A 26,477-nucleotide genomic window follows, 5' to 3' on the forward strand; every position below is an offset into this window, starting at 1 on the left:
GTCAGTGCGCCGTATCGAACTCGGCGCCGAACAGCTCAGCCGCGCCCACGGTCACCACATCGGTCCCCGCAGCCGGCCCGTCAGTGGCTGTGACCACTCCAGCTTCGACCTTGCTGACGGTGACCGCCTGGCGTTGGTACACCCTGGCGGCAGGGTTGGTGTAGACCCAGGTCTTCCCGCTGGAGTCGTACAGCAAGGAGGCGTACGGCAGGAGCACCTCGGTTCCACCGGCGCCCGGCTTGACCGTCTCGATCTTCAGGTCCAAACGGTCCAGGCCACGTTCGGTCAGGGTGAGCCGGGCGATGCCGGTGGTGGCGTTCTTCTCCACCTTGGCGGGATCGTCGAGCGAGACCACCGGGCTGACGGCTGCGGGTTGTGCGCAGGCCGGGAGGGCGAAAATAATTGCTGCACAGACAGCGGCCGCCAGGGGCAGGCGCCGTTGGGGCTTTTGGCTGGTCATTTTGCTTCCACCTTTTCCTGCATAACGGGCTGAACGGGAATTTCCGATTCGTAGACTTCCTGCCACTCTTCCGGGGCGGTGCGGGGACCGAACCAGAGCATCAGGAGAGGGAGCACGAAGAGCCCCACGAGCGTTGTGGTCAGGAGGCCGCACGCGATGACCAGCACCATCGGGCCGATCACCCCTTCGCCGACCGTGCCCCCGAACAGGGCCGGCGGCAGCAGCACCAGCACCGTGGTGAGAGCTGCCTTCAGGACCGGCGACACCCGATCCGCAGCCGCCATCAGGACGACCTTCGCGTGCGGGGTCTGCGGGGCGGTCCGCCACAGTTCGTCAACGCGGGCCGAGAGCAGGCCTGCGTTCCGGACCGCGATGGCCACGACGGCCGCAAATGCTGTCAGCGCAATCCACGACATCGAGCCGCTGCCGATCCAGGCCGCAACCGCGGCTCCGGCCAAGGCGGCAGGCAGGGACAGGAAGACGGCGAGCGCCAGCTTCCAGCTCCGTACAGCCGTCTGGAGCAGCAGCAGCACGCCGATCAGGGCCGCGGCCCCGATCCAGAGCACGAGAGCGTTGGCGGCCTCGATTTCACTGTATTTCGTCGGGATTTCCGCGTGGTACTCAAGCGGGAACTGGATCTGCTGCACGGCCGCCTCGATATCGCGCTGGACATCGGCCAGCGGACGTCCGCTGATGTCAGCCACGACGTCGATCCGCCGCGACGTGTCATCGTGCTGGATGACAACCTCGTTGGGGACCAACCGGACCGCGGCGATCTCACCCAGCTGGACGTGACTTCCGTCCGGGGTGTCGAGCAGCAGTTCGCGGATGCTCGTCAGGTCATCCCTGACGTCGACTGCGCCCCGGACCACGACTTCGAACACCTTCTGCTGTTCAAAGAGATTGCCGACGACGATTCCCTGCATCAGTGTGGCTGCCGCGCGGCGTGCGTCGCCGGGCTTGATGCCGTACTTGTGGGCTGCCTCCAGATTGACCTCGACCTCAACGATGGGTGTCGTGGTGGTGGCATTGATCCTCGGGTTCTGGACACCGCTGACGTTTTCGAGTGCCTTGCGGACCTCGTCGGCTTTTTCACGCAGAATCGGCAATTCCGTGCCGTAGACCCGGACGGCGAATCCCGGCTCCAGGCTGTTGCGCATCTCGCCGATCTTCTGCTGCGAGTAGTTCAGGACGTTGTGGGCGATGCCGGGGTAGCCCTGGACTACATTGCGGACCGATTGCTCCGTCTCACCGAAGTTGGCGTCCGGTGCAACCGACACCCACAGCTCAGCCGAGCTGTTGCCGACGACCTGGTCCGAGGTGATGGCGCGGCCGATATGGCCGCCGACACCCGAGACACCAGGCAAGGCGCGAAGCTCGTCGGAGGCCTTGGAGGCGACCCTGCGGACCTCGTCATTGGAGGTGCCGGCCATGGAGTCCCACTGAACCAGCAGGGTTCTGTCCGGCAGGGTGGGAACCACCGGCCGGTTCCCGAGCAGCTGGGATCCGGCGGCCAGGCCCAGCACCCCGATGACGGCTACAGCGGCCAGGCCGAGCGCCCGCCGGGAACGGGCACCTTCCAGCGCGCGGTCGTAGTAGGCCCGTGCTCGGCCGAACGCGGCAGATTCTGTCCTGGCGGAGGTCTCCCGGGGGAGCAGCAGGTGCGCGAGCACCGGAGTGACCGAGAGCCCGACCAGCAACGCCGCCGCGAGGGCCAGCGCCAGCGACCAGACAAGCGGCTGGAAGAAGGATCCGCCGATTCCGGTAACGAAGAGCGTCGGAATGAGGACGATGAGCATGACCAGCGACGCATGGAACAGCGGAGTGCGGATGCTCCGGGCGATGTTGCTGACACGGGACCGGAGCGTGGCCGCGGTTTCCCTGGGCTCGGCGACGAGCGGGCAGCGCCTTTGGGCCTGCACGTCTTCCACGATGTCACCGACGATCACAGAAATGCCGAGAATGATGCCGGCCAGGACCGTGACATTGAGTGTCGCGTTTTGCGCGAAAAGTACCACTGCCGCCGTCATGACGGTGGTCGTGATGGCCACGAGCGCAATCACGGCTACCCGCCAGGAACGGAACAGGAGCCAGAACAGCGCTACGGTAATCAAGAGACTGAGCAGCAGTGCCACGCCGAGCCCGTCCACGGAGTCCTGGATGGCGGAGGCCGGACGGAAGACGGACGTGTCCATCTGGATCCCGGTCAAGCCTGGTTCCATGTCCTTGAGGGCGGCCTCAATGTCCTTGGTGACCTGCAGGGCGCTCGTCCCGGGGAACTTTTCTATGACCAGCATGAGTCCGGCGTCCTGGCCGACGATTGCGTCGCCGATCAGGGGCTGGTGGTCCTCCTTGACCTGCGCGATATCGCCCAAGACCAATTTGGGATTCGTGTCCTCAACACTGACCTTTGCGAGGTCCGCGGGGGTGCGGATCGGAAGGACGTGCTGGATGCCCATCCGCTGGCTCGGTGACTCGATGAAGCCGCCGGTGCCCGGCGTGGACGACTCAAGGAAGCTCAAGGGCGAGACCCAGACGGCGTTGCCGGTCGTCTTGATGACCTGTTCCAGGGTGATTCCCTTGTCGCGCAGCTGCGTCGGGGTGACCTCCACCTGGAGCTGCTGCTCGCGCTGACCCCAGATGGATACATTGGCCACGCCCGGAATGCCGATCAGCCGCGGCTTGAGCTTCCAGCGGGCCAGTACCGACATCTCAATGCCGGAGAGCTGCTGTGAGTTCATCCTGACCATCAGCACGCGGCTGGTGGAGGACGTAGGCTGCATTATCAGCGGTGGAGCCGATACGTTCGGCAGCGCCACGGCCTGGGTCATCCTTTCCGCCACGAGTTGCCGGGCGCGCAGGAGATCCGTGCCGGGCTCAAAAACGAGTTGGATTGACGACAGCCCCGGTACGGATTTCGACCGGATCTCGTCCAGCCAGGCCACTCCATTAAGGAGATCGGCTTCCATCGGGGAGGTGATGAGCTGTTCAACTTCGACAGCAGAGAGGCCCAGGGCCTCGGTCTGGATCTCGATCTGCGCGGGTGCGAACTCGGGCATGGTGTCCACAGCAATATGTGGAACGTTTACCACGCCGAAAGCAATGAGTCCGGCCGCGAGCGCGAGAACCAGGATGCGGAATTGCATACTGAACCGGGTTACCCAGCCAAACATGGCTAACCCTTTTCCTGGTGGCTGCCGGCGGCATAGTTGCACACGGGCAGTTGGGTGATTTGTTGCAGGACAGAAATGCGCAAGAGATACATGACAGGCTCCTCAACCAGAGACCTTTTGCCAATCCCCCCAGAGATCTTGGGAGAATACTGTTCCTCTTCGCCCCCTTTTGGCAAGACGTCCGGAATTGCTGTGTCCGGCGGGTTTTCGGGCCACCGAACCCATCAAAGTGTTGTTTTTTTTCGGCCCCCCGCGGACTACGCGAAGGGAAGCAGGCGGATACTCGCGCCGACGCTAATTGCTACTTGAAAATTACTACCTGCTAATGTGAGGCGGCTACTTGGAGGGCCGCATAATTACTCGCCCCGACTTTAGGGGATAATAAAGTGAGTAGGGTCATTTTCCACGTGATGCATTTGTAACAATTTGAATTCGCGCCACGTCCGGGACCCGCCGCCGGCGCATCAGGGCCTCCCGGCGGGCCGCGGGAGCGCGGCACAGGCGGCGGGAGCGGCCCCCTGGGGCGGCGCATTCCGCCCGCGAACCTGCCGGAGGCGCTAAAGTAGTTCTATGCGTGCGATCCTTCTGCTTAGCTAGCCGCCCGGCATCCCGAGGAGAAATCGGATTGTCGAGCGGCGGCCCCTCCATGTCGAGGGGCTTTTGTGTGTCTGGGCCCTTTCCGGGCCGGCAACAGGGGATCAGGGGCCAGAGCGGGACAATGGGCCGCAGCACAACGGAGCAGCACAACAGAGCAGTACAGACTTGACGGTACAGACTTGACGGTAACCAGGCGTGAAGAACAGAAGAGGCCAGCAGTGAGCGTTCAGCCGGAGACAGAGACCGGAACAGCAGAAGTCGGAGCGGAAGGCCCCGGCGAGGGTGCCTACAGCTTTGCGGCGATGGAAGCCAAGTGGCCGCAGGTCTGGGAGGACCTCAAGGTCTTCACGCCCGTCGACGACGGTTCCAAGGAACGCCGCTACGTGCTGGACATGTTTCCCTATCCTTCCGGTGACCTCCACATGGGCCACGCCGAAGCGTTTGCGATGGGCGACGTCGTCGCACGTTACCTGCGCCAGCAGGGCTACGACGTGCTGCACCCGATCGGATGGGACTCCTTCGGGCTGCCCGCGGAAAACGCCGCGATCAAGCGCAACGCCCACCCGAGCGAGTGGACGTACGCCAACATCGAGACCCAGGCGGCGTCGTTCAAGCGCTACGCCATCTCCGCCGACTGGTCCCGCCGGATCCACACCTCGGACCCGGAGTACTACCGCTGGACGCAGTGGCTGTTCAAGCGCTTCTACGAGCGCGGCCTGGCGTACCGCAAGGATTCACCGGTCAACTGGTGCCCGAAGGACCAGACCGTCCTGGCCAACGAACAGGTGGTGAACGGGGCCTGCGAGCGGTGCGGCACTCCCGTCACCAAGAAGTCCCTGAACCAGTGGTACTTCAAGATCACCGAGTACGCCGACCGGCTGCTCGATGACATGGACGAGCTGCGCGGCCACTGGCCCGAACGGGTCCTGGCGATGCAGAAGAACTGGATCGGCCGCTCCGAGGGCGCGCACGTCCGCTTCGGGATCGAGGCCGACGGCGGCAAGCCCGCCAAGGACGTCACGGTCTTCACCACCCGCCCGGACACCCTGTACGGCGCCACGTTCTTCGTGGTCGCCGCCGATGCGCCGCTGGCCGTCGAACTGGTGACCGAAGAGCACGCAGCGGCCCTGGATGCGTACCGCGAACAGGTCACGGCACTCTCGGAAATCGAGCGCCAGTCCACCGAGCGGGAGAAGACCGGTGTCTTCACCGGCCGCTACGCCACCAACCCGCTGAACGGCGAAAAGCTGCCCGTCTGGGCGGCCGACTACGTCCTGGCCGACTACGGCACCGGAGCCATCATGGCGGTTCCGGCCCATGACCAGCGCGACCTCGACTTCGCCCGCACCTTCGGCCTGCCGGTCCGGGCGGTGCTGGATACCGGCGAGGAAGATCCCGCTGTCACCGGCACGGCGACCACGGGCGAGGGCACGCTGATCAACTCCGGCGCACTGGACGGACTGCCCAAGGCGGAAGCCATCCCGGCCGCCGTCGAGATCCTGCAACGCCAGGGCACGGGCGAGAAGTTCGTGAACTTCCGGCTGCGCGACTGGCTGCTGAGCCGGCAGCGCTTCTGGGGCACGCCCATCCCGATCATCCACTGCCCGGCCTGCGGCGAGGTCCCGGTTCCCGACGAGCAGCTGCCGGTTGAACTGCCGGCAGGACTGCGGGGCGAGGACCTGTCCCCGAAAGGCACGTCGCCACTGGCCGCCGCCGAGAGCTGGGTCAACGTCGAATGCCCGGACTGCCACGGCCCGGCCAAGCGGGACACGGACACCATGGACACCTTCGTGGATTCCTCCTGGTACTTCCTGCGCTTCGTCTCCCCGGAGTACACCGAAGGCCCCTTCGATCCCGCGAAGATCAACGACTGGATGCCGGTGGGCCAGTACGTCGGCGGCGTCGAACACGCCATCCTGCACCTGCTGTACGCGCGGTTCTTCACCAAGGTCATCCACGACCTGGGCCTGATCGAGGCCGACGAGCCCTTCCGTGCGCTGCTGAACCAGGGGCAGGTGCTCAACGGCGGCAAGGCCATGAGCAAGTCCCTCGGCAACGGCGTGGACCTGGGCGAACAGCTGGACAAGTTCGGCGTCGACGCGGTTCGCCTGACCATGATTTTCGCCTCACCGCCGGAGGACGACGTCGACTGGGCGGACGTCTCGCCGTCGGGTTCGGCGAAGTTCCTGGCCCGGGCCTGGCGGCTGGGGCAGGACGTCGCGAGCGAGCCCGGCGTCGACTTCGCCACCGGTGACCGGGCCCTGCGCACGGTCACCCACCGCACCATTGCCGACGCCGAAGCCCTGCTGGACCACAACAAGTTCAACGTGGTCGTGGCGAAGCTGATGGAGCTGGTCAACGCGACCCGCAAAACTATTGACGCAGGCACCGGGGCCGGCGGGGCGGATCCGGCCGTCCGCGAGGCCGTGGAGGCCGTCGCGGTCATCCTCAGCCTGTTCGCGCCCTACACGGCCGAGGACCTGTGGAACGTGCTGGGGCACCCCGCGTCGGTGGCCAACGCCGGCTGGCCCACGCACGACGAGGCACTCCTCGTGCAGGACACGGTGACCGCCGTCGTCCAGGTCCAGGGCAAGGTGCGCGACCGCCTGGAGGTACCGCCGGGCATCGGCGAGGACGAGCTGCGCGAACTGGCGCTGGCCTCGGAAAAGGTCCAGCGTGCGCTCGAGGGCCGGAGTATCCGCACCGTCATCGTGCGGGCGCCTAAACTGGTCAACATCGTCCCGGCATAGCCGGAAACGGCCACTGTAAAAAGACCGGCCACTGTAATAAGACCGGCCGCCGGTGCAAGCCGGCGGCCGGTTTAAACTGACACCAGGACAGCAGGAGGTGCTTCGTGCCCGACCGTGAGCCGGCAGGCTGGCCGTGGCTGCGGGAGCGCCTTCACCGGCTCCGCCAGGTCACGCGGCCCGGAGCTGCCCCCGAAACTGCGCCAGCCGCCGTCGTGCGGACCGCCGTGGTCACGGACTCCGCCGCCGCGCTGCCAGCCGACTGGGTCCGGGCCTGCACCGCCGACGGCCGGCTGACGGTGGTCCCGATGCCCGTCATGGTGGGCGCGGAAATCTACGGTGAGGGCGAGGACGACATCGCAGACACCATCGCCGTGGCCATGGCCTGTGGCCGGCCCGTCAAGACGTCACGCCCGTCCCCGGGACAGTTCGAACAGGCGTACTTGGCCGCACAGAAACGTGGCTACGATTCCGTGGTATCCATCCATATTTCCGGCGAGCTGTCCGGCACGGCCGAGTCCGCCCGTCTCGCGGCCGCCCGGGTCCGGATACCGGTGGAGGTCCTGGACTCGCGCACCGTCGGAATGGCCCAGGGGATGGGGGTCCAGAGCGCCGTGGTCGCGGCGGCGGACGGCAGGAGCGCGGCGGAGGTCCGGGTATTCGCCGAGGAACGGCTGGCCCGCACCAGGGTCTACTTCTACGTTCCCAGCCTGGAGCAGCTGCGCCATGGCGGGCGGATCGGCGCGGCGGCCTCGCTGTGGGGCACCGTGTTCTCGATCAAGCCCATCCTGGCGGTCGAGGACGGGAAGATCGTTCCGCTGGAAAAGGTCCGGTCCGCGGCCAAAGCCGTGGCCCGGCTGGAGGACATCGTCGCAGCCGACGCTGCCGCCAGGCCGGAGGGGCAGGCCCGCATCGCCGTCCACTATTTCGGCAACAGGGCCGAAGCCGAACGGCTCGCGGCACGCCTGGCCGTCTCGCTGCCCTGTTGTCCGGCGGCTCAGGCCAGTGACCTCCCGGCCGTGCTGGCCGCCCACGCCGGACTCGGTGTGCTGGCCGTGATCGTGGGGGAGAGCAGCACCCCGGCGCTTCCTCCGGCGTTATCCTCGGCACTTTCCACATAGAGCCGGCAGGGTGTGGGCACCCGAGCGGGGACTTCCTACCGTTGTTCTTATGTCACGCCGGAGCCTGCCTCGCCGGAATCAACCACGCCGGAAGCCGGGAGCTGAACTGCCCGCAGGCCTCACGGCTGCCCGGCACAGGCTGTCCGCAACGCTCGGCGGCCCTGAAGCCGCCGGGCGCCCGGCGGGTCTGCTGGACCTTCCACCGGCGGACGACGCCTTCGAAGATCAGCGCGGCGGAATGCCCTCGGCCGGAAGCGGGTTGCGGCGCCGCACCGGGCTGAGGTCAGCTGCCCTGCTGGGCGCGGTTGCGGCCGTGCTCGGCGGCTGGTTCTGGTGGCGCGCGGCCACCGGCGCGCCGGAGGTGGTCCCGCTCAGCGAGGTCTCTTCGGCCGGGGTCCAACAGCCGGACACGGGCCCCGGCGTCGAGGTTTCGCCTTCACAGAATAAAACGGGCGGGGAAGCGAAAGGAATTACGGTCCATGTGGCCGGTGCCGTGGCGAGACCGGGCGTGGTCGAGCTGCCGGCGGGAAGCCGGCTGCACGAAGCCATCGCCGCGGCGGGCGGCCCCACCGGGGCTGCGGCTCCGGACCGGCTCAATCTCGCCGCTGTGCTGGAAGACGGCCAGAAAATCGTCGTGCCCGAACTGGGGCAGCCCGATGCTTCGTCCGGCCAAGCCGCCGGTCCGGAAGGGTCCGGGAGTGCCGGAGCAGAAAGTGCCGACGGGAGTGCCGGAACAAACAGTGCCGACGGGAGTGTCGGAACAGGCGGCGGCAAGATCAACCTCAACACCGCAGGCGTCGAGGAACTCGGAACACTGCCTCGGGTCGGGCCGGTCCTGGCCCAGCGGATTGTGGACTGGCGCAAGCAGCACGGCCGCTTCCAGACGGTTGAGGAGCTGGATGCCGTCGACGGAGTGGGACCCAAGCTGCTGGAGACCCTGTTACCGCTGGTCCAGATCTGACATGGGAAGGCCGAGCCGCTGGCAACGCTACATCGATGCTGCCGTCGGCGGCCGTAAGGAGGCGGGGCATGAACCACCCGCACCAGCCCAAAGGGCCGTGTCCCGGGCGCGGGCACGGAACGGCTGGCAGACGGAACTCCGCACCTGGCTCTGGGACCGGCATGCCGGCGCTCCGGCCCCGGGCCGCTCCGTTCCAGGCCGCTCCGGGGCGGCGGTGCGCCGGACCGACCTGCGCCTGGTCCCGGCGGCGCTGCTGGTCTGGGCCACCACGGCTGCCGCAGGCTGGCTGGACCCCGCGGCGCTGGCGGCCCTCTGCAGCGTCCTGCTGGCAAGCTCCGGGGCGCTGCTGCTTCGGGCTGCCGGACAGGCCAGGCGCCTGGCTGACTCCCCGCAATCCTCCGGCGGGGGCAGGACCGCGCCACGGAGCTTGCTGGCGACGGCCGCCGTGGCGCTGCTGCTTTCCACCGTGGCCGGCGCCCACTCTGCCGTCGCGTCCGCCCAGCGCGACGACTCGGACATTGCCGGAGCTGTCGCCGCGCGCACCGCTGTCGTGGCAGAGCTCGTTGTCAGCGGCGCCCCACGGCGGCTCCAGACGCCGGGGAGGTCGGGACTCGCCGAGCGATGGGCGGTACCGGCCACGCTGCTCGCGATCAATTTCGATTCCCGCCGGGTCCGGGCCGAGGCCAGTCTGCTCGTGATGGGCGGCCCGGACTGGGAACACACCACGCCGGGCCAGCGGATCAGGACGACCGGAAAACTCAGGCCGGCCGGACCGGGCCAGACGGAGGCCGCCGTACTTTCGGCCTCCTCCGCCCCGCGCACGCTACAAGTCCCGGGGACCTTGCAGCAGGGTGCCCGATCGCTCCGCGAAGGCCTGGCCAGCGCAGCCGGCCACTTCGGCGGGGATGCCCGCGGCCTGCTGCCCGGGATGGTCACGGGCGACACCAGCGGGCTCGACCCTGAGCTGGACATCGCGATGAAGACGGTCGGGATGACCCACCTCACTGCCGTCAGCGGGGCCAACTGCAGCCTCATCCTGGGTGCGCTCCTGCTGGGTGCCCGCAGCCTCCGCCTTGGCCGGGTTGCGGCCGCGGTAGTGTGCCTGGCCGGACTGGGAATGTTCGTCCTGATGGTGGGGCCGGACGCCAGCGTCCTGCGTGCCGCCTTGATGGGTGCCATCGGCCTCGTTTCCCTGGCGGGCGGCAGGGCTGGACGCGGCCTCAGCTTCCTGTGCCTCGCCATCATCGGCCTGTTACTGGCGGACCCCGCATTGTCCACGAGTTTCGGGTTCCTGCTATCCGTGCTTGCCACGCTGGGCATTGTGGTGGCCGGCCGGCCCATCATGACGTGGCTGCCGCCAGCCGTGCCGCCCTGGGCGGCTGCCGGCCTTGCCGTGCCGCTGTCTGCGCAGACGTTCTGCGGTCCGGTGATCGTGCTGCTGCAGCCACAGTTCTCCAGTTATGCGTTTGCCGCCAATGTGGCAGCCGCAGCGCTGGTGGCGCCGGTTACGCTGCTGGGCACCGCCGCCGTCCCGCTCGTGCCGCTGGCCCCGGGGCTCGCAGCTGTACCGCTGGCGGTTGCGGCGGCCTTCGCGGCAGGGGTTGCCGGCATAGCCCGCTTCTTCGCCGGACTCCCCGGGGCCGTCCTGCCGTGGCCGGAAGGCCTCTTTGGCATGACGACGATGGGGATGTTCTCCGCGGCCGTCCTCACCTCGGTCTGGCTTGTCCTGCATCCCGCCGCAGTGGTCAGGCTGGCAGTCGCGGCGCACACGCGGACGGTGGCAATCATCGCCCGCCGGCAGGCCGGTCGACGCCGCCGGCGGGGGCCGCACGCGCCGGGCCGCCGCGGCTTGGCGCACCGGTCAGGCCGTGGCACGCTTAGAGTCTGCAAACGAACTTCCGGGAGGAAACACGAGTGGCTGCTGCCCAGACCCAACGCACCAGGACCGCTGCGCCGGGGACCGCCACCTGGCGCGATGTGACGCCGGCCGCCGTCGTGCTGGTCGGCGGTCCGGAGGACTATCTGGGCGCCCGCGCGATGGACCGCATCCGGTCACAGGTCCGCGCTGCCGCGCCCGACGTCGAAGTCACCCGGCTCAACGCCGGCAGCTACGAGCCGGGCTCCCTGGCCATGAATGTCAGCCCGTCCCTCTTCGGGGAGCAGAAGCTGATCGAGGTCGAGGGTCTCGAGGCCATGAACGATGCCTTCCTGGCCGACGCGCTGAAATACCTGGCGCGGCCCGAGCCTGACGCCGTACTGGTCCTCCGGCATGGTGGCGGGGTGCGCGGCAAGAAACTGCTGGACGCCATCAAGGCAGGCGGCTGGCCGGTGGTCGACTGCCAGCCGCTGAAGAAAGACGCCGACAAGATCGCCTTCGTCACCGGGGAGTTCAGGGCAGCGGCCCGACGCATTGATCCCGACGCCGTCCACGCCCTGGTCAATGCCGTCGGAGCGCACCTGGCCGAGCTGGCGGCAGCCTGCAGCCAGCTGATTGCCGACGCCGCCACGGGAGTGGACTCGGCCATGGTGGACCGTTACTACGGAGGCCGCGTCGAGGCCACCGCCTTCAAGGTCGCCGATGCTGCCCTTGCCGGGAATGCCCCGCTGGCGCTGTCCACGCTCAGGCATGCCCTGGCCACCGGGGCGGATCCCGTCCCGCTCGTGGCAGCGCTGGCATCAAAACTGCGCACCCTGGCCAAGGTTGCCGGCGCCCAGGGCTCGTCGGCACAGATTGCCAAGCAGCTGGGCATGCAGCCGTGGCTGGTCGAGCAGGCACAGCGCGAGGTCAGGCGCTGGACCCCCGGGGGACTGGTCCGGTCCATCCAGGTCACGGCCGAGGCGGACGCTCAGGTCAAGGGACTCTCACGGGACCCGGTCTACGCCGTGGAACACGCTGTCACGGTGATAGCGACGTCGGTCCGGCGCTGACGCTTCATTCACGGCGACGATCCCGTCAGGCAGCTGGCTGGGGAAAGTCACCGGGCGCTGGCCCAGGGCCCGATAACGAAAAATGTGCTCAGCCGAAACGTGCTCGACCGAAAATGCGCTTAACTGGAAGTGGCCGGCACCCTGGGGTGCCGGCCACAATCATCAGTTCAGTTGAACTGGAAACCTTAGAGCGCGTTGACCTTCTTGGAGATCGCGGACTTGCGGTTTGCTGCGTTGTTCTTGTGAAGAACACCCTTGCTGACAGCCTTGTCCAGCTTGCGGCCGGCAGCAACCAGTGCAGCAGCGGCGGCATCCTTGTCGGTGGACTCAACGGCGGTGTTGACGGCGCGGATGGCCGTCTTCAGCTCGGACTTGACTGCATTGTTACGCAGGCGAGCCTTCTCGTTGGTGAGGATGCGCTTCTTCTGGGACTTGATATTAGCCACGTGTGAACTCTCTTTTTCAATGCGGAAAATGGTCTAGAGGGCTTTCAGATTGGCCATTGACTGAGCGGCGTGGGGATACCTATGGCGACCAACCATATGTGGCCGTCGACCTGCACGGACACACAGCTGTCAATAATAGCAGAAGAGACGCCGCCGCCGTGGCGATTTCGCAGGCACAGTGCCTAGGACCAGCCGTGCCGTGTCCGCAAGGCCGTGGCGATCAGCCCGAACCGCCCGGCGTCCAGGATGGCTCCTTCCCGCCGGATGTCCGCAGGGTTGATCTGCAGGACGCGGTCCAGCTTTGCCTCGCTGGGGCGCCTCTGTGGGTCCCAGGGTCCCGTGCCGATGTCCACGTAGTCGTCCGCGCGGCGCGCGTCGGCGTCGTGGTCCCTGCTGGTCAGCATGAGCCCCAGCAGATGGCGGCCGTTGTTGCCCACCAGCAGCACCGGGCGGTCTTTGCCCTGCGAATAGTCCTCTTCATAGGGCACCCAGGTCCAGACGATCTCGCCCGGCTCGGGCAGGCCGTTGGGGGAGGGCGCGTAGCGGACCGCCGTGGTTCCGCGGAAATCACCGGGGTAGGTAGCGGAGAGGCCGACGGCGGTGCGGCCGGAAGCCGGGCGACCGGTGCCAGGCCGTTCCGGCCGCACCTTCGTCGCCGGCCTGCCGGGGCTCCGCGGTGCCGCGCCGCCAAGCCGGTCCAGGAGGCGCAGGGTGGTACGGACCGCGTTGCCGATCGAGCGAAAGTTCAAGGCCATGGGGAAACTGTACCGGCACCGCCCGGCGCAGCGGGGTGCCCGCCGACGGCAGGAATGCGCTCCGACGGCCCCGGACGTGGGAGACTAGGTTCAGATATGCGGCACCTCGCGGGATGGCACCACCATCCGCACGGGTCCGTGAAAGCCAATAGTCCAGCAGTACAGCCAACAGTAAGGACCCTGCGTGTCTCCCATGGCCCGCACCGCCCCGGTGCCCGCCGCAACAGATCCGGCCATCATCCGGAACTTCTGCATCATTGCGCACATTGACCACGGCAAATCCACGCTGGCGGACCGGATGCTCCAGTTCACCGGCGTCGTACAGTCCCGCGACATGAAGGCCCAGTATCTGGACCGCATGGACATTGAGCGCGAACGCGGCATCACCATCAAGTCCCAGGCCGTCCGCATGCCCTGGGAGCTGGAGGGCACCAGCTACGCCCTGAACATGATCGACACCCCCGGGCACGTTGACTTCACCTATGAGGTGTCACGTTCACTCGCCGCCTGCGAAGGCGCGGTGCTGCTCGTGGATGCGGCCCAGGGCATCGAGGCCCAGACTCTCGCCAATCTCTACCTGGCGATGGAAAACAACCTCACGATCATCCCGGTGCTGAACAAGATCGACCTCCCGGCCGCCCAGCCGGAGAAGTACGCGGCGGAACTGGCCAACCTGATCGGCGGCGATCCGGAGGACGTGCTGCGCGTCTCCGGCAAGACCGGCGCAGGCGTCGAGGTCCTGCTGGACAAGATCGTCCGCGACCTTCCCGCCCCGGTGGGCGACCCCAACGCCCCCGCACGTGCCATGATCTTCGACTCGGTCTATGACACCTACCGCGGCGTGGTCACCTACGTGCGTGTGGTAGACGGCATGCTGCACCCCCGCGAACGCATCCAGATGATGTCCACCCGCGCCACCCACGAACTCCTCGAGATCGGTGTCAGCTCTCCGGAGCCCACCCCGTCCAAGGGCCTCGGCGTCGGCGAAGTCGGCTACCTCATCACCGGTGTAAAGGACGTCCGCCTGTCCAAGGTCGGCGACACCGTCACCAACCTCGCCAAGCCGGCCACGGAATCCCTTGCCGGCTACGCGGATGCCAAGCCCATGGTCTTCTCCGGCCTGTATCCGTTGGACGGAACGGACTATCCGGCGCTCCGCGATGCGCTGGAGAAGCTGATGCTCAACGATGCCGCGCTCGTGTATGAGCCTGAGACGTCTGCCGCGCTGGGATTCGGCTTCCGGGTGGGTTTCCTCGGCCTGCTGCACCTGGAAATCACGCGGGAGCGGCTCGAACGCGAATATAACCTGGACCTGATCTCCACCGCCCCCAATGTGGAATACGAGGTGACGCTGGAGGACAAGAAGATCATCCACGTCACCAACCCCAGCGAGTATCCGAGCGGCAAGATCGCTGAAGTCCGCGAGCCGATGGTGTCCGCCACCATCCTTGCGCCGAACGAGTTTGTCGGCGCCATCATGGAGTTGTGCCAGAGCAGGCGCGGCGTGATGGGCGGCATGGACTATCTCTCCGAGGACCGGGTGGAAATCCGGTACCGCCTGCCGCTGGCCGAAATCGTCTTCGATTTCTTCGACATCCTCAAGTCCAGGACCCGTGGCTACGGGTCGCTGGACTGGAAGGCCGACGGCGAGCAGGTGGCCGATCTGGTCAAGGTGGACATCATGCTCCAGGGCGAGCAGGTTGATGCCTTCTCCGCCATCACGCACCGTGACAAGGCCTACGCCTACGGTGTGATGATGACTGGCAAGCTGCGCGAACTCATCCCGCGCCAGCAGTTCGAGGTGCCCATCCAGGCCGCCATCGGCTCCCGGATCATTGCCCGCGAAAGCATCCGCGCCATCCGCAAGGACGTCCTTGCCAAGTGCTACGGCGGTGACATCACCCGAAAGCGCAAGCTGCTGGAAAAGCAGAAGGAAGGCAAGAAGCGGATGAAGATGGTGGGCCGTGTGGAAGTGCCGCAGGAAGCGTTCATCGCCGCCCTGACCACGGACGAGTCCAAGGACAAGGCCAAGAAGTAGCGGTGCCGGATATGACTGTCCCCATGCAGGCGGGCCGGGCCCGTGCCTAGCGTTCTTCCCCTGGGCGACCCGGCTCCGCCGGACGGCCTCCTCCCGGCCCAGGCACTGGAGGGCGCCGCCGGGCGGGCCTTCGGGCTCTACGTGCACATCCCGTTCTGCGCCGTCCGCTGCGGTTACTGCGACTTCAACACCTACACCGCCACCGAGCTCGGCGGCGGCGCCTCGCAGGACGCCTACGCCAGCACGGCCATCTCGGAGGTCGACTTCGCCGCCGCGGCGCTACGGGACAGTGGCCTGCCCGCGAGGCCGCTCGGGACCGTCTTCTTTGGCGGCGGAACACCGACGCTGCTCCCCGCCGAGGATCTGGGCCGGATCCTGACCGCCGCCATCGCGGCGTGGGGTCTGCAGCCCGGGGCCGAGGTCACCACCGAAGCGAACCCGGACTCCGTCACGCCCGAATCCCTGCAGCTGCTGGCCGACGCCGGGTTCACCCGGGTTTCCTTTGGCATGCAGTCGGCCGTCCCGCATGTCCTGAAGGTGCTGGACCGCACCCACACGCCCAGCCGTGTCCCGCAGGTGGTCCAGTGGGCCCGGGAGGCGGGCCTCGCCGTGAGCCTGGACCTGATCTACGGCACCCCGGGGGAATCGCTCGAGGACTGGCGCTACTCGCTGGAGACTGCGCTGTCCTACGGACCCGACCACATCAGCGCCTACGCGCTGATCGTCGAGGAAGGCACCAAGCTCGCCGCCCAGATCCGCCGCGGCGAGGTGCCCGGAATCGACGACGACGACCACGCCGCCAAGTACGAGCTCGCGGACGAGCTCATCTCCGCTGCCGGCCTGGGCTGGTACGAGGTCAGCAACTGGGCGCGCACGCCGGAACAGGCCTGCCGCCACAACCTCGCCTACTGGCGGGGCGAGGACTGGTGGGGGATCGGTCCCGGGGCGCACTCGCATGTGGGTGGCGTCCGCTGGTGGAATGTGAAGCACCCCGCGGCCTACGCGAACCGGCTGGGTTCCGGGCTCTCGCCTGCTGCCGGACGGGAAACCCTCGACTCCGAGACCCGGAACGTGGAGCGCGTCATGCTGGAAGCCCGGCTGAGTACCGGGCTGGACATCCCGAGCCTGGGCGGCCTGGGGGACACCGGGCGGCACGCCGTGGCGGGGCTGATTGCCGACGGCCTGGTTGATCCGCTGGCGGCCTTCAAGGGCCGGCTGGTGTTGACGCTCAAGGGGCGGCTGCTCGCCGACGCCGTGGTCCGCCGGATCCTGCCTGACTGAGCAGACTAGCTGACCAGCCGGGCCGGGCAGACTTGCTGGGCTGCCGGGCTGGGGATGCCCCTACTTGATCCAGCGCAGGTTGAACTCATAGCGGTGCGGCTGGCCACGGTTGACATGGATGCCCGCGGCGACGGAGAAGCACGTGACGGCAATCCAGATCACGGTGGCGAGGACGGCAAACAGGTTTCCCACCACCGGCACGAAGACCAGCAGGTTCGCGAGCACGGCGGCGATCGTCGGGGGCAGCGTGAAGTTGAGGGCTTCCTTGGACTCCTGCGCCGTGAACGGGCCGCGGTCCTTGAAGATCAGGTAGATCAGCAGCGAAGGAACGCAGCCGAGGATGCCGCCAAAGTGCGCCAGCGTGGCCCACTGCCGGTCCTCGCTGGCCGTCAGGGGCAGCGCATTGGCGGGAACGCCATGATACGGGGGCTGGCCATGGCCGGCCTGATTGCCCGTGTGCTCGCGTGCGTCTTCTGCCACGGTTTAGTCCTTCGGATTGCTGTGATGCGTCGTTGCTGGAAGTTGTTGCCAGTAGTGCCGGAGCCGCGCAGGGTGCGCAGCCACCGCTCCAAGAATACGTGCTCGGACGCCGAATCGAGGATCGGGCCCTCAGGGAACCGTGAGGAAATCGATGACCTCTTCCACGCGGCCCAGCAGTGAGGCTTCCAGATCGGCGTAGTTGCGGACGGCGCCGAGGAGCTTCTGCCAGCCCAGACCGACATCCTCCTTGCTGCTGTGCGGCCAGCCGAAGGCCATCAGGATGCCGGTCTTCCAGTCCCCGCCCCGGGGGATGACCGGCCACTTCTCGATCCCCAGCACGGCGGGACGGATGGCCTGCCACACGTCCACGTACGGGTGCCCGGCAATCAGCACGTTCCCGGCCGCGCCGGGGGAGGACATCACGGCCTCGGCGATCCTGGACTCCTTGGAATCCGGGACCAGGTGGTCTACCAGGACGCCGAGCCGGCGTCCTGGGCCGGGCCGGAACGCGGCGACGGCGGCCGAGAGGTCATCGATGCCGTGCAGCGGCTCGACGACGATGCCCTCCACCCGGAGATCGTCACCCCAGACCTTCTCCACCAGCTCGGCGTCGTGCTTGCCTTCCACCCAGATCCGGCTGGCCTTGGCCACCTGCGCGCGCCGGCCCTCGACCCGGACCGAGCCGGAGGCGGTGCGGGTGCCTGCAGCGGCCGCAGCAGGCCGCGGGGCCGGCGGCATCAGCCGGATCGGCTGGCCCGCCAGGAGGAAGCCGAAGCCGAGCCGGAAGGACCGCGACTTGCCGCGGCGGTCCTCCAGGGCCACCACATGCATCCCGCCGGACTTCTCCACCCGGGTGACGGCCCCCACCCAGCCGGACTGCACGTCCTCGAGCACCATTCCGCGTTCCACGGGGACTTCGGGCAGCTGGGGCTTGGCGGGCGCGGACAGGTCCTGCGGGCCCCAGTTCTGGTATGACATCTGTTACACTGCCTTCTTTTACACTGCCTGGCGCTCGAAATGATACGGCGGGCTGTGCCCGAAAACCCCGGCCCCGGAAACGACGCCTGGAGCGAATCCAATGCTAACAACGCGGCGACTCATATTAGACTGGTTAGCACTTAGGCATGTCGAGTGCTAACCACGCCCCGTGCGGACCGCCTCCCGGGCGCGGCCGGACGGGCGGCACCGGATGCGGGACAGTCGATTGGAGGTGCGGCGTGAGCGAACCACGCAAGCTCGAAGTGCTGCGCGCCATCGTGGAGGACTATGTCCATTCGCGGGAACCCGTCGGCTCCAAAGCCCTCGTGGAACGGCACCATCTGGGCGTGTCCAGCGCCACCATCCGCAATGACATGGCCGCACTGGAAGATGAAGGCCTCATCACGGCGCCGCACACGAGTTCCGGAAGGATTCCCACGGACAAGGGCTACCGGCTGTTCGTGGACCAGATCTCCGCCGTCAAGCCGCTCTCCCCGGCGGAACGCCGGGCCATCCAGGCGCTGCTGGAGGGGTCCGATGACCTCGACGACGTCCTCGACCGGACGGTGCGGCTCCTGTCGCAGCTGACCAACCAGGTCGCCGTCGTGCAGTATCCGCATCTGAGCCGGGCCAAAGTGCGGCATATCGAATTTGTCCTGCTGGCGCCCCGGAAGGTGCTGGCGGTCCTGATCGCGGACACCGGCAAGGTGGAGCAACGGGTGATCGACGTCGGCCAGGACCTTCCGGAGGAGGCCGTCGCGGAACTGCGGTCACGGTTCCTGGGCAGCCTCTCCGGGACGCCGCTGAACCTGCTGCCGCAGCCGTTGCAGGCCGTGGTGGTCAGCTGCCCGCCGGCGCGGCGCAGCGCAGCGCAGGCACTGGCCAGGGGGCTCGAAGCCCTCGCCGCAAGCAGCCGCGAAGAGCGCATGGTCATGGCCGGGACAGCCAACCTTGCCCGGTCCAACGTGGACTTCCCGCTGAGCATCGGTCCCGTGCTGGAAGCACTCGAAGAGCAGGTGGTCATGCTGCGCCTGCTCAGCGACATGGCAGCGGACCCGCGCGGAGTGACTGTCAGCATCGGCCGGGAGAACCCGTACGACGGGCTCGCGGAGGCGTCGGTGGTGGCTACCGGCTACGGCCCGGACGCCACAGCCAAGGTCGGTGTGCTGGGTCCCACCCGGATGGACTATCCGACCACCATGGCCGCCGTCCGTGCGGTGGCCCGCTACCTTTCCAGGATCCTCGGGCCCTGACCGCCCAGGCAGCGGCCGCCGCGCCGCTGTTGGCCAGGCTTCTTGCCCCTAACAGCCAGGCTTCTTGCCCCTAACAGAAGTACAACCAGGAAGAGATACAAACTTTGAGCAGCCACTACGACGTTCTTGGAGTCTCCCGCGAAGCAACGGGGGAAGAGATCAAGAAGGCCTACCGCAAGCTTGCGCGGACCCTGCACCCGGACGTGAACCCCGGCGACGACGCGTCAGACCGTTTCAAGGCCGTCACGCACGCCTACGAGGTGCTCTCCGACCCGCAGAAACGCCGGGTCTACGACACCACCGGCAATGAGAACGGCACGGACAACGGCTTCGGCGGCGGCAGCTACGCCGGCCAGGGCTTCGCGTTCCAGGACATCTTCGAGACCTTCTTCGGCGCAGGCGGCCAGGCCGGTCCGGCGTCCCGGGTCCGCCGCGGCCAGGACGCGCTGATCAGCGTCCGGATCGAGCTCCGCGACGCGGTGTTCGGCGTGAACAAGAAGCTTGAGGTGGACACCGCCGTCACCTGCCCCACCTGTGACGGCTCCTGCTGCCGGCCGGGCACCCGCCCGGAGCGCTGTGACATCTGCGGCGGCAGCGGCCAGGTCCAGCGTGCCGTCCGCTCCATCCTGGGCCAGGTCATGACCACGGCTCCCTGCGGCAGCTGCGAAGGCTTCGGCACCGTGATCAAGGATCCCTGCAACGAGTGCGCCGGCCAGGGCCGGATCCGCAGCCGCCGGACCCTGACCGTCAAGGTCCCGGCCGGCGTCGCCACCGGCACCCGCATCCAGCTCTCCGGCCAGGGCGAGGCGGGTCCCGCCGGCGGACCCGCGGGCGACCTCTACGTGGAGATCCGGGTCAACAACGACGCCACCTACGTGCGCGACGGCGACGATCTGCACGCGAGCCTGAATATCCCGATGACCGCCGCCGCGCTCGGCACCGAGCTCACCCTCGATACCTTTGACGGGCAGCAGGAGATCGACGTCAAGGCTGGCACCCAGTCGGGCGAGGTCATCACCCTGCGCGGACTCGGCGTCACCCATCTGCGCGGCTACGGCCGCGGGGACCTCAAGGTCCACCTGCAGGTGGAGACCCCGGGCAAGCTCGACTCCGCCCAGGAGGACCTGCTCCGCCAGCTCGCGAAGCTGCGCGGGGAACAGTTCACCGAAGGGAAACTCGCGGCGAGCGGCGGGGTCTTCGCCAAGCTCCGGGACCGGCTCGGTAACCTGTAGCGGTGAGCAATCCGGTCTTCTTCACCGCCCCGGGAACACTGGACCAGCAGGTCCCCGGTTCCGCCTTCGTCCTTGACGGCGCCGAGGCCCGCCATGCGGTCACGGTGAAACGCCTCAGCGTCGGCGAACCGGTGGACATCGCCGACGGTGCCGGGAAGCGGCTCACGGGAACGGTGACGGCCGTCGCGCCCGGCGAACTGACGGTGGAGTGCGCCGAACTGACCGCGGAACCGCGGCCGGACATCCGGCTGGTCCTGGTGCAGGCCCTCGCCAAGGGCGACCGGGACGAGCTGGCGGCCGAAACCGCCACGGAGCTGGGGATCGACGCTGTCATCCCCTGGCAGGCGGAACGCTCGATCGTGCGCTGGAAAGCGGAGCGGGCGGCGAAGGCCCATGCAAAGTGGCAGTCCGTCGTGACGGCAGCCGCCAAGCAGGCACGCCGCGCCTGGATTCCGGAGGTCCGCTCCGCCGTCGACAGCGCCGGACTTCAGGCGGCTGTCGCCGCTGCAGGTCTCGCCATCATCCTGCACGAGGACGCCGTACGTCCCCTGCGGCAGGTGCTGGAGTCCTGGCAGGCGACGCCGGACGCGCCGGCCACACAGGCCAGCCGGCCGGCCCCAGACGCGCCGGACGCCGCCCGTGAGGTGTTGCTGATCGTGGGCCCGGAAGGCGGCATCAGCCCCCGTGAAGTGAGGAGGCTGTGCGACGCCGGCGCCGTCACCGCCCTGCTCGGCCACCACGTGCTGCGTTCGTCCACCGCCGGCCCCGCCGCGACCGTGCTGGCGAGCGACATCCTGGGCCGCTGGTAGCGGCAGGCCCTATTTAGCAGGCTCTATTTAACTGTGAAGCCGCGAGTGTCGACGTTGAGGTCCTGCGACGGGTTGCCGTCCTGCAGCTGGGAGACCTTGACCTCGTAGTTCCCGGGGCCCAGCTTCACCGAAAGGCTGAACAGTCCGGACTGGCCGGCGTCCGCGGAGGCCGGGGTGTTCCCGTTCAAGTAAGTCGTCTTGACGCTGCCGTCGACCCGCAGGATCTCCCAGCGGAGCTTCCCACCCGGAACGGTGCTCCGGCCGCTGACCTTGACAGCGCCTTCCTCCATCGAGGTGCCTTCCTGGGGGTCGATGATCCACACCGGGGCAACCATGCCGGAGCTGCGGGACGTAGGGGAACCGAGGCGGACATGATTGAAGGCGACATAGTCCGTGTGGCCGTCCACGAGCACCACCACCTGGATCTGCTGCCCGGAATCGATCAGGCCCGCGCTGGCACCGGCTGCCGTCGCGGTGTAGACAAGCTGCTGGATGGCGCGTTCGGCCATTGCCGCATCCACATTGGAGTTGAAGGCGTCATCCGAGAGGTCCACGGTGATGACGTTCTTCCCGGAAATGGAGGTGGCCAGTTTCTTTGGGTTCTGCCAGGGGGTGAAGAAGTCCGGATCGAGCGGCTTCTCGGACATCATCACCCGGAGCGCACGCGTCACGGGGTTGTCCTGGTCCGGAACGTCACGGAACTCACGGTAAAGGAACATGTTGTTATTGCTGCGGCCGATCCAGTAGACCGGGGCCTTGTTGGACGCCTGGGTTGTTTCCAGCGGGGCGCTGGTGGTCGGGGCGCCGGGGGAGGCCGGACTGGACAGCCGCTGCGAGGGGGCATTCGAGTTGGTGATACCGGGTTGGGGGGTGGCCACGCAGCCGGACAGGACAAGCGCCGCGGGCAGCACCAGCAGCAACATGCCGGGGCGAATGCGCCCGACTGTCGACGTCTGGCTGGTGCCACGCTGCCTGATAGCTGCTTCCTTTCCTGTTCCATCGGTCTCCGGGCCTGCCCTCGCCATGTCCGCCGAGACGGCCGGAAGCACTGCTCCCGGGGCGGCCGATTCCCAGCATGGCATATGGTCCACGCGCAGGACCGGGGTTTGGGCCCGGGTCCCGGAACTGCAACGGGAACGATATGAGGCCGATACAAAGTTGATACCTAATGTCGGAATTCGCGGCTCGACGGCGGCCCAATCGCGGCCCAATGGCGGCCCGCCGCGGCGTGCAGCGTCCTGCGCTGGCGTAAGATGGAAGGACCCGGAGAGACCGGAACCAGAAGGCGAGCACGCTGTTGGCGAGCACCGCCGTCGGGCCGGATCAGCGGGACAGATCAATTCCGAACTGGAGGGGACCAGAGGCCCGCGGGCCAACACCATGACTGAAGCAGCGAACGGCAAAGCCCGGATCAGCGCCGCAAGGCGCCCCGCAGGCGAATTTCCACACTCCCTCCCAGGGTTGCGGACGGAGGTGGTCCTGTTCGACAACTCCGACCAGATGGTTCAGTCCCTCGGCAGTCATGACGAAGCCCTGCGTTTCATTGAGAGCCAGTTCCCGGCCGTGGACTTCCATGTCCGTGGCAACGAGCTCTCGATCAGCGGGTCGTCCGCCGATGTGCCCCGGATCATGCGTCTGCTCAACGAGGTGCGCGGCCTCGTCGCCCGGGGCACGGTTATCACCCCCGCCGTGCTGCAGCAGCTCGTGTCGCTGCTCCGGAGCCAGTCCCTGCAGAACCCGGTTGACGTCCTCACGCACAACATCCTCTCCAGCCGCGGAAAGACCATCCGCCCGAAGACCCTGAATCAAAAGAACTACGTGGACGCCATCGACGCGAACACTGTGATCTTCGGGATCGGTCCCGCCGGCACCGGCAAGACGTACCTGGCCATGGCCAAGGCCGTCCAGGCGCTGCAGCAGAAGGAAGTCAGCCGCATCATCCTGACGCGTCCGGCCGTCGAGGCGGGGGAACGGCTCGGCTTCCTGCCCGGCACCCTCAGTGACAAGATCGACCCTTACCTGCGGCCGCTCTATGACGCCCTGCACGACATGATGGACCCCGAGTCCATCCCGCGGCTGATGGCCGCCGGCACCATCGAGGTCGCCCCGCTGGCGTACATGCGCGGACGCACCCTCAACGACGCCTTCATCATCCTGGACGAGGCGCAAAACACCACGCCCGAGCAGATGAAGATGTTCCTCACCCGGCTTGGCTTCGGTTCCAAGATGGTGGTCACCGGTGACGTCACCCAGGTGGACCTGCCGTTCGGGACCCGCTCCGGCCTGCGGATCGTCGAAGAGATCCTGCAGGGCATCGAGGACGTCAACTTCACGGTTCTGGACTCGTCCGACGTCGTCCGCCACCGTCTGGTGGGCGACATCGTCAATGCGTACAGCATCTGGGACGACATCCAGAGAAACCGGGTCAAGCAGTCCGTCGCCCGGGAAAAGCGGGGAGGGCACGCATGAGCATCGAAGTCAACAACGAATCCGGCGTGGCCGTCGACGAATCCCAGCTGGTCTCGCTCTCCCGGTTCATCTTCGAACGGCTCTTCATCCACCCGCAGGCGGAGCTGTCCATCCTGCTGGTGGATGAACCCGCCATGGAGAAGCTGCACATCGAACTGATGGACGAACCCGGCCCCACCGACGTGCTGTCCGTCCCCATGGACGAACTCACCCCGGGCACCCCGGACAAGCCGACGCCGCAGGGCATGCTCGGCGACATTGCCATTTGCCCGCAGGTGGCCCAGATCCAGGCGAAGGACGCCGGCCACTCCACCCAGGACGAAATGCTGCTGCTCACTACGCACGGCATCCTGCACCTGCTCGGCTATGACCACGCCGAACCGGAGGAGAAGGAAGAAATGTTCGGCCTCCAGCGCGAACTGCTCTCCGCCTTCACCGGCAAAGAGGCCCCGTCAGAGACGATTCAGTGACCCCACTGATCCTTGCCGGCATGGCGCTGGTGTTCCTCAGCTTTGCCGCTCTGCTCACCGCCGCCGAGTCTGCCTTCAGTTACCTCCCCCGGCACGACGCCGAAGCGGCCATCCTGGAGAGCCGCGGCACGGCGCTGAAGCGCATCATGGCGCAGCCTGTGGCGCACATGCGTGCCCTCCGGTTCTGGCGGATCTGGTTCGAAATGGCCTCCGCCGTCGCCGTGACGGTGCTGCTGCACAGCCTGTTGGACAACGTCTGGCTGTCCGGGCTGGCGGCCACCGGCATCATGGCGCTCATCGGCTTCGTGATCGTCGGGGTGTCCCCGCGGCAGCTCGGACGGGTCCACTCCGCCGCCCTGGTCCGCTTCACGGCCCCGCTCATCCGCTGGCTCTGCGGTGTGCTCGGCCCCATCCCGGGCTGGCTGGTCACGCTGGGCAGCGCGGTGGCCCCCGGGGCGCCGGCGGACAACGAGGCCTTCTTCAGCGAAGAGGAATTCCGTGAACTCGTGGACCGCGCCTCCGAGTCCGACGTCATCGAGGACAACGAGGCCGAACTGATCCAGTCGGTATTCGACTTCGGCGACACCCTGGTCCGCTCGGTCATGGTCCCGCGGACTGACATCCTCTGCATCGACTCGGGCTCCAGCCTGCACCGGGCGATGTCGTTGTTCCTGCGCTCGGGGTATTCGCGCATTCCCGTCATCGGCGAGAACACGGACCAGATCCTCGGCATCGTGTACCTCAAGGACGTGGCCGCGGTGCTCCATAACCTCGGCCCGGGGGAGGAACCCCCGGTCGTGGACGAACTGGCCCGGGAGGTCCGCTACGTTCCCGATTCCAAACCGGTCAGCGAGCTGCTGCGCGAACTCCAGAAAGAGTCGACGCACGTCGCGATCGTGATCGACGAATACGGCGGAACCGCCGGACTGGTCACCCTCGAGGACCTCATCGAGGAGATCGTCGGCGAGATCGTGGACGAGTACGACACCGAAAGCGCGGAGGCTGTGGAGCTGGGCGACGGCAGTTACCGGGTCAGCGCCCGCATGAGCATCGAGGACCTCGGCGAACTGTTCGACCTCGAGCTCGACGACGACGAAGTGGACACCGTGGGCGGGCTGCTCGCCAAGGCGCTCGGACGGGTGCCGATCGTCGGCAGCACCGTCGCGGTCCACGGGCTGTCCCTCCGCGCGGACCGGCTCGAGGGCCGGCGGAACCGGGTCAGCCACATCATTGCGGCGGCCGTTCCAAAGGAAGAAACTGACCTTGAAGAGCTTCTCGACAAGGCCGCACCAAACCAACAGGGAGTACCACGTGAGCAAGCAGAATAAGTCCGACGGCGAAGCAGCCTACGGCGGCTATCGCGCCGGTTTCTCGGTGCTGGTGGGCCGGCCCAACGCCGGCAAATCCACGCTCACCAACGCCCTGGTCGGCAAGAAGGTCGCCATCACTTCGGCCAAGCCCCAGACGACCCGGCACACCATCCGCGGCATTGTCCACCGGGATGACGCCCAGCTGATCCTTGTGGACACCCCGGGCCTGCACCGGCCGCGCACGCTGCTCGGCAAGCGCCTCAACGAGCTCGTCGCCGACACCCTCGCCGAGGTCGACGCGATCGGCTTCTGCCTTCCGGCCAACGAGAAGATCGGCCCCGGTGACAAGTTCATCGCCGCGCAGCTGGCCGCCGTCGGCAACAAGCCGATCATTGCGATCGTGACGAAGGCAGACACGGTGGACCGCCAGGGCCTCACCGAGCAGCTCCTGGCAGTCGCCGCCCTGGGCCGTGAGGTCCTGGGCGAGGAGGGCTGGAAGGACATCGTTCCGGTCTCCGCGACGGACGGCTTCCAGGTCGGAACCGTGGCCGACGTACTGATCAGCCACATGCCGGCGTCGCCCCCGCTGTACCCCGACGGGCACCTGACGGACGAGCCGGAAGCGGTCATGGTTGCCGAACTCATCCGCGAAGCCGCGCTCGAAGGCGTCCGGGACGAGCTGCCGCACTCGCTGGCTGTCGTCGTCGACGAAATCGTGCCCCGTGAAGGCCGGCCCGAGGACAGCCCGTTCCTGGACGTCCGGGTCAACCTGTACGTCGAACGGCCCTCGCAGAAGGCCATCATCATCGGCAAGGGCGGGGCGCGGCTCCGCGAAGTCGGCACCACGGCACGCAAGGGGATCGAGGCGTTGCTGGGCACCCGGATCTACCTCGACCTGCACGTCAAGGTCGCGAAAGACTGGCAGCGGGATCCCAAGCAGCTGGTGAAACTCGGTTTCTGAGCCGGGCT

At 67.4% G+C, this 26,477-nt stretch carries 21 protein-coding genes; 14 read left to right on the top strand and 7 right to left on the bottom strand.

Going from position 1 to position 26,477, the window contains the following annotated elements; translation table 11 throughout:
- Window position 1: 1 nt before the first annotated feature.
- Entirely contained in the window at window positions 2-460 is a 459-nt protein-coding gene (locus ABIB26_RS07810) for a hypothetical protein (protein ID WP_354241118.1), read from the bottom strand.
- Complete coding sequence (locus ABIB26_RS07815; protein WP_354241120.1) at window positions 457-3,633, bottom strand: efflux RND transporter permease subunit; 3,177 nt, start codon at window positions 3,631-3,633, stop codon at window positions 457-459. Before ABIB26_RS07815 ends, ABIB26_RS07810 begins: the two co-directional genes overlap by 4 nt.
- Before the next feature lie 815 nt (window positions 3,634-4,448).
- Here ABIB26_RS07815 and leuS point away from each other — a divergent pair.
- From leuS to holA, 5 genes are all read left to right on the top strand, one after another.
- Window positions 4,449-6,980: a leucine--tRNA ligase gene (gene leuS, locus ABIB26_RS07820; RefSeq protein WP_354241122.1), complete on the top strand. Its 2,532-nt coding sequence runs from the start codon at window positions 4,449-4,451 to the stop codon at window positions 6,978-6,980.
- Between the two features lie 104 nt (window positions 6,981-7,084).
- Window positions 7,085-8,098 carry a DegV family protein gene (locus ABIB26_RS07825; protein ID WP_354241123.1) on the top strand — a complete coding sequence of 338 codons (1,014 nt, stop codon included), beginning with the start codon at window positions 7,085-7,087 and terminating at the stop codon, window positions 8,096-8,098.
- A 49-nt stretch (window positions 8,099-8,147) separates the two neighbouring features.
- The gene (locus ABIB26_RS07830; RefSeq protein ID WP_354241125.1) at window positions 8,148-9,059 is read left to right on the top strand and encodes a ComEA family DNA-binding protein; all 912 of its coding nucleotides are present in this window, start codon (window positions 8,148-8,150) and stop codon (window positions 9,057-9,059) included.
- 1 nt (window position 9,060) lies between these two features.
- On the top strand, window positions 9,061-11,040 hold the full coding sequence (locus tag ABIB26_RS07835) for a ComEC/Rec2 family competence protein (protein ID WP_354241127.1): 1,980 nt from the start codon (window positions 9,061-9,063) through the stop codon (window positions 11,038-11,040).
- Window positions 10,974-11,987: a DNA polymerase III subunit delta gene (holA, locus tag ABIB26_RS07840; RefSeq protein ID WP_354241129.1), complete on the top strand. Its 1,014-nt coding sequence runs from the start codon at window positions 10,974-10,976 to the stop codon at window positions 11,985-11,987. The genes ABIB26_RS07835 and holA overlap by 67 nt, the downstream gene beginning before the upstream one ends.
- A gap of 185 nt (window positions 11,988-12,172) precedes the next feature.
- Here the strand turns inward: holA and rpsT are convergent, their stop codons facing one another.
- On the bottom strand, window positions 12,173-12,433 hold the full coding sequence (gene rpsT, locus ABIB26_RS07845; RefSeq protein WP_090581023.1) for a 30S ribosomal protein S20: 261 nt from the start codon (window positions 12,431-12,433) through the stop codon (window positions 12,173-12,175).
- A 182-nt stretch (window positions 12,434-12,615) separates the two neighbouring features.
- Window positions 12,616-13,188 carry a type II toxin-antitoxin system PemK/MazF family toxin gene (locus ABIB26_RS07850; protein WP_354241131.1) on the bottom strand — a complete coding sequence of 191 codons (573 nt, stop codon included), beginning with the start codon at window positions 13,186-13,188 and terminating at the stop codon, window positions 12,616-12,618.
- Between the two features lie 184 nt (window positions 13,189-13,372).
- On the opposite strand from ABIB26_RS07850, the gene lepA reads away from it, so the two are divergent.
- Both lepA and hemW read left to right on the top strand, forming a co-directional pair.
- Window positions 13,373-15,226, top strand: coding sequence for a translation elongation factor 4 (lepA, locus tag ABIB26_RS07855; RefSeq protein WP_354241133.1), 1,854 nt, complete (start codon window positions 13,373-13,375; stop codon window positions 15,224-15,226).
- Between the two features lie 42 nt (window positions 15,227-15,268).
- Window positions 15,269-16,507: a radical SAM family heme chaperone HemW gene (gene hemW / locus ABIB26_RS07860; protein WP_354241134.1), complete on the top strand. Its 1,239-nt coding sequence runs from the start codon at window positions 15,269-15,271 to the stop codon at window positions 16,505-16,507.
- Between the two features lie 60 nt (window positions 16,508-16,567).
- On the opposite strand, the gene ABIB26_RS07865 is transcribed toward hemW, so the two are convergent.
- Window positions 16,568-16,987, bottom strand: coding sequence for a DUF4870 domain-containing protein (locus tag ABIB26_RS07865; protein ID WP_354241136.1), 420 nt, complete (start codon window positions 16,985-16,987; stop codon window positions 16,568-16,570).
- A 129-nt stretch (window positions 16,988-17,116) separates the two neighbouring features.
- Entirely contained in the window at window positions 17,117-17,965 is an 849-nt protein-coding gene (locus ABIB26_RS07870; protein WP_354241138.1) for a DUF3097 family protein, read from the bottom strand.
- A gap of 239 nt (window positions 17,966-18,204) precedes the next feature.
- Here ABIB26_RS07870 and hrcA point away from each other — a divergent pair, with 239 nt between their 5' ends.
- The 3 genes from hrcA to ABIB26_RS07885 all read left to right on the top strand — a co-directional run bounded on the left by hrcA (window position 18,205) and on the right by ABIB26_RS07885 (window position 21,259).
- Window positions 18,205-19,218: a heat-inducible transcriptional repressor HrcA gene (hrcA, locus tag ABIB26_RS07875; RefSeq protein WP_354241140.1), complete on the top strand. Its 1,014-nt coding sequence runs from the start codon at window positions 18,205-18,207 to the stop codon at window positions 19,216-19,218.
- Between the two features lie 104 nt (window positions 19,219-19,322).
- A complete protein-coding gene (gene dnaJ, locus ABIB26_RS07880) occupies window positions 19,323-20,450 on the top strand; it encodes a molecular chaperone DnaJ (protein ID WP_354241142.1) in 1,128 nt (375 codons plus the stop codon).
- Between the two features lie 2 nt (window positions 20,451-20,452).
- A complete protein-coding gene (locus ABIB26_RS07885; protein ID WP_354241144.1) occupies window positions 20,453-21,259 on the top strand; it encodes a 16S rRNA (uracil(1498)-N(3))-methyltransferase in 807 nt (268 codons plus the stop codon).
- A gap of 23 nt (window positions 21,260-21,282) precedes the next feature.
- On the opposite strand, the gene ABIB26_RS07890 is transcribed toward ABIB26_RS07885, so the two are convergent.
- Window positions 21,283-22,182 carry a GerMN domain-containing protein gene (locus ABIB26_RS07890; protein WP_354241374.1) on the bottom strand — a complete coding sequence of 300 codons (900 nt, stop codon included), beginning with the start codon at window positions 22,180-22,182 and terminating at the stop codon, window positions 21,283-21,285.
- Window positions 22,183-22,639: 457 nt separating this feature from the next.
- Here ABIB26_RS07890 and ABIB26_RS07895 point away from each other — a divergent pair, with 457 nt between their 5' ends.
- From ABIB26_RS07895 to era, 4 genes are read left to right on the top strand one after another with little or no spacing between them, the layout of a single operon-like run.
- Window positions 22,640-23,728, top strand: a complete 1,089-nt coding sequence (locus tag ABIB26_RS07895; protein WP_354241145.1) for a PhoH family protein — start codon at window positions 22,640-22,642, stop codon at window positions 23,726-23,728.
- On the top strand, window positions 23,725-24,198 hold the full coding sequence (gene ybeY, locus ABIB26_RS07900) for an rRNA maturation RNase YbeY (RefSeq protein WP_354241147.1): 474 nt from the start codon (window positions 23,725-23,727) through the stop codon (window positions 24,196-24,198). The genes ABIB26_RS07895 and ybeY overlap by 4 nt, the downstream gene beginning before the upstream one ends.
- Window positions 24,195-25,526: a hemolysin family protein gene (locus ABIB26_RS07905; protein WP_354241149.1), complete on the top strand. Its 1,332-nt coding sequence runs from the start codon at window positions 24,195-24,197 to the stop codon at window positions 25,524-25,526. Before ybeY ends, ABIB26_RS07905 begins: the two co-directional genes overlap by 4 nt.
- The gene (era, locus tag ABIB26_RS07910; protein WP_354241151.1) at window positions 25,510-26,469 is read left to right on the top strand and encodes a GTPase Era; all 960 of its coding nucleotides are present in this window, start codon (window positions 25,510-25,512) and stop codon (window positions 26,467-26,469) included. Before ABIB26_RS07905 ends, era begins: the two co-directional genes overlap by 17 nt.
- Window positions 26,470-26,477 lie beyond the last annotated feature (8 nt).

Source organism: Arthrobacter sp. UYEF20, assembly GCF_040546335.1.
Taxonomy (GTDB): Bacteria; Actinomycetota; Actinomycetes; order Actinomycetales; family Micrococcaceae; genus Arthrobacter.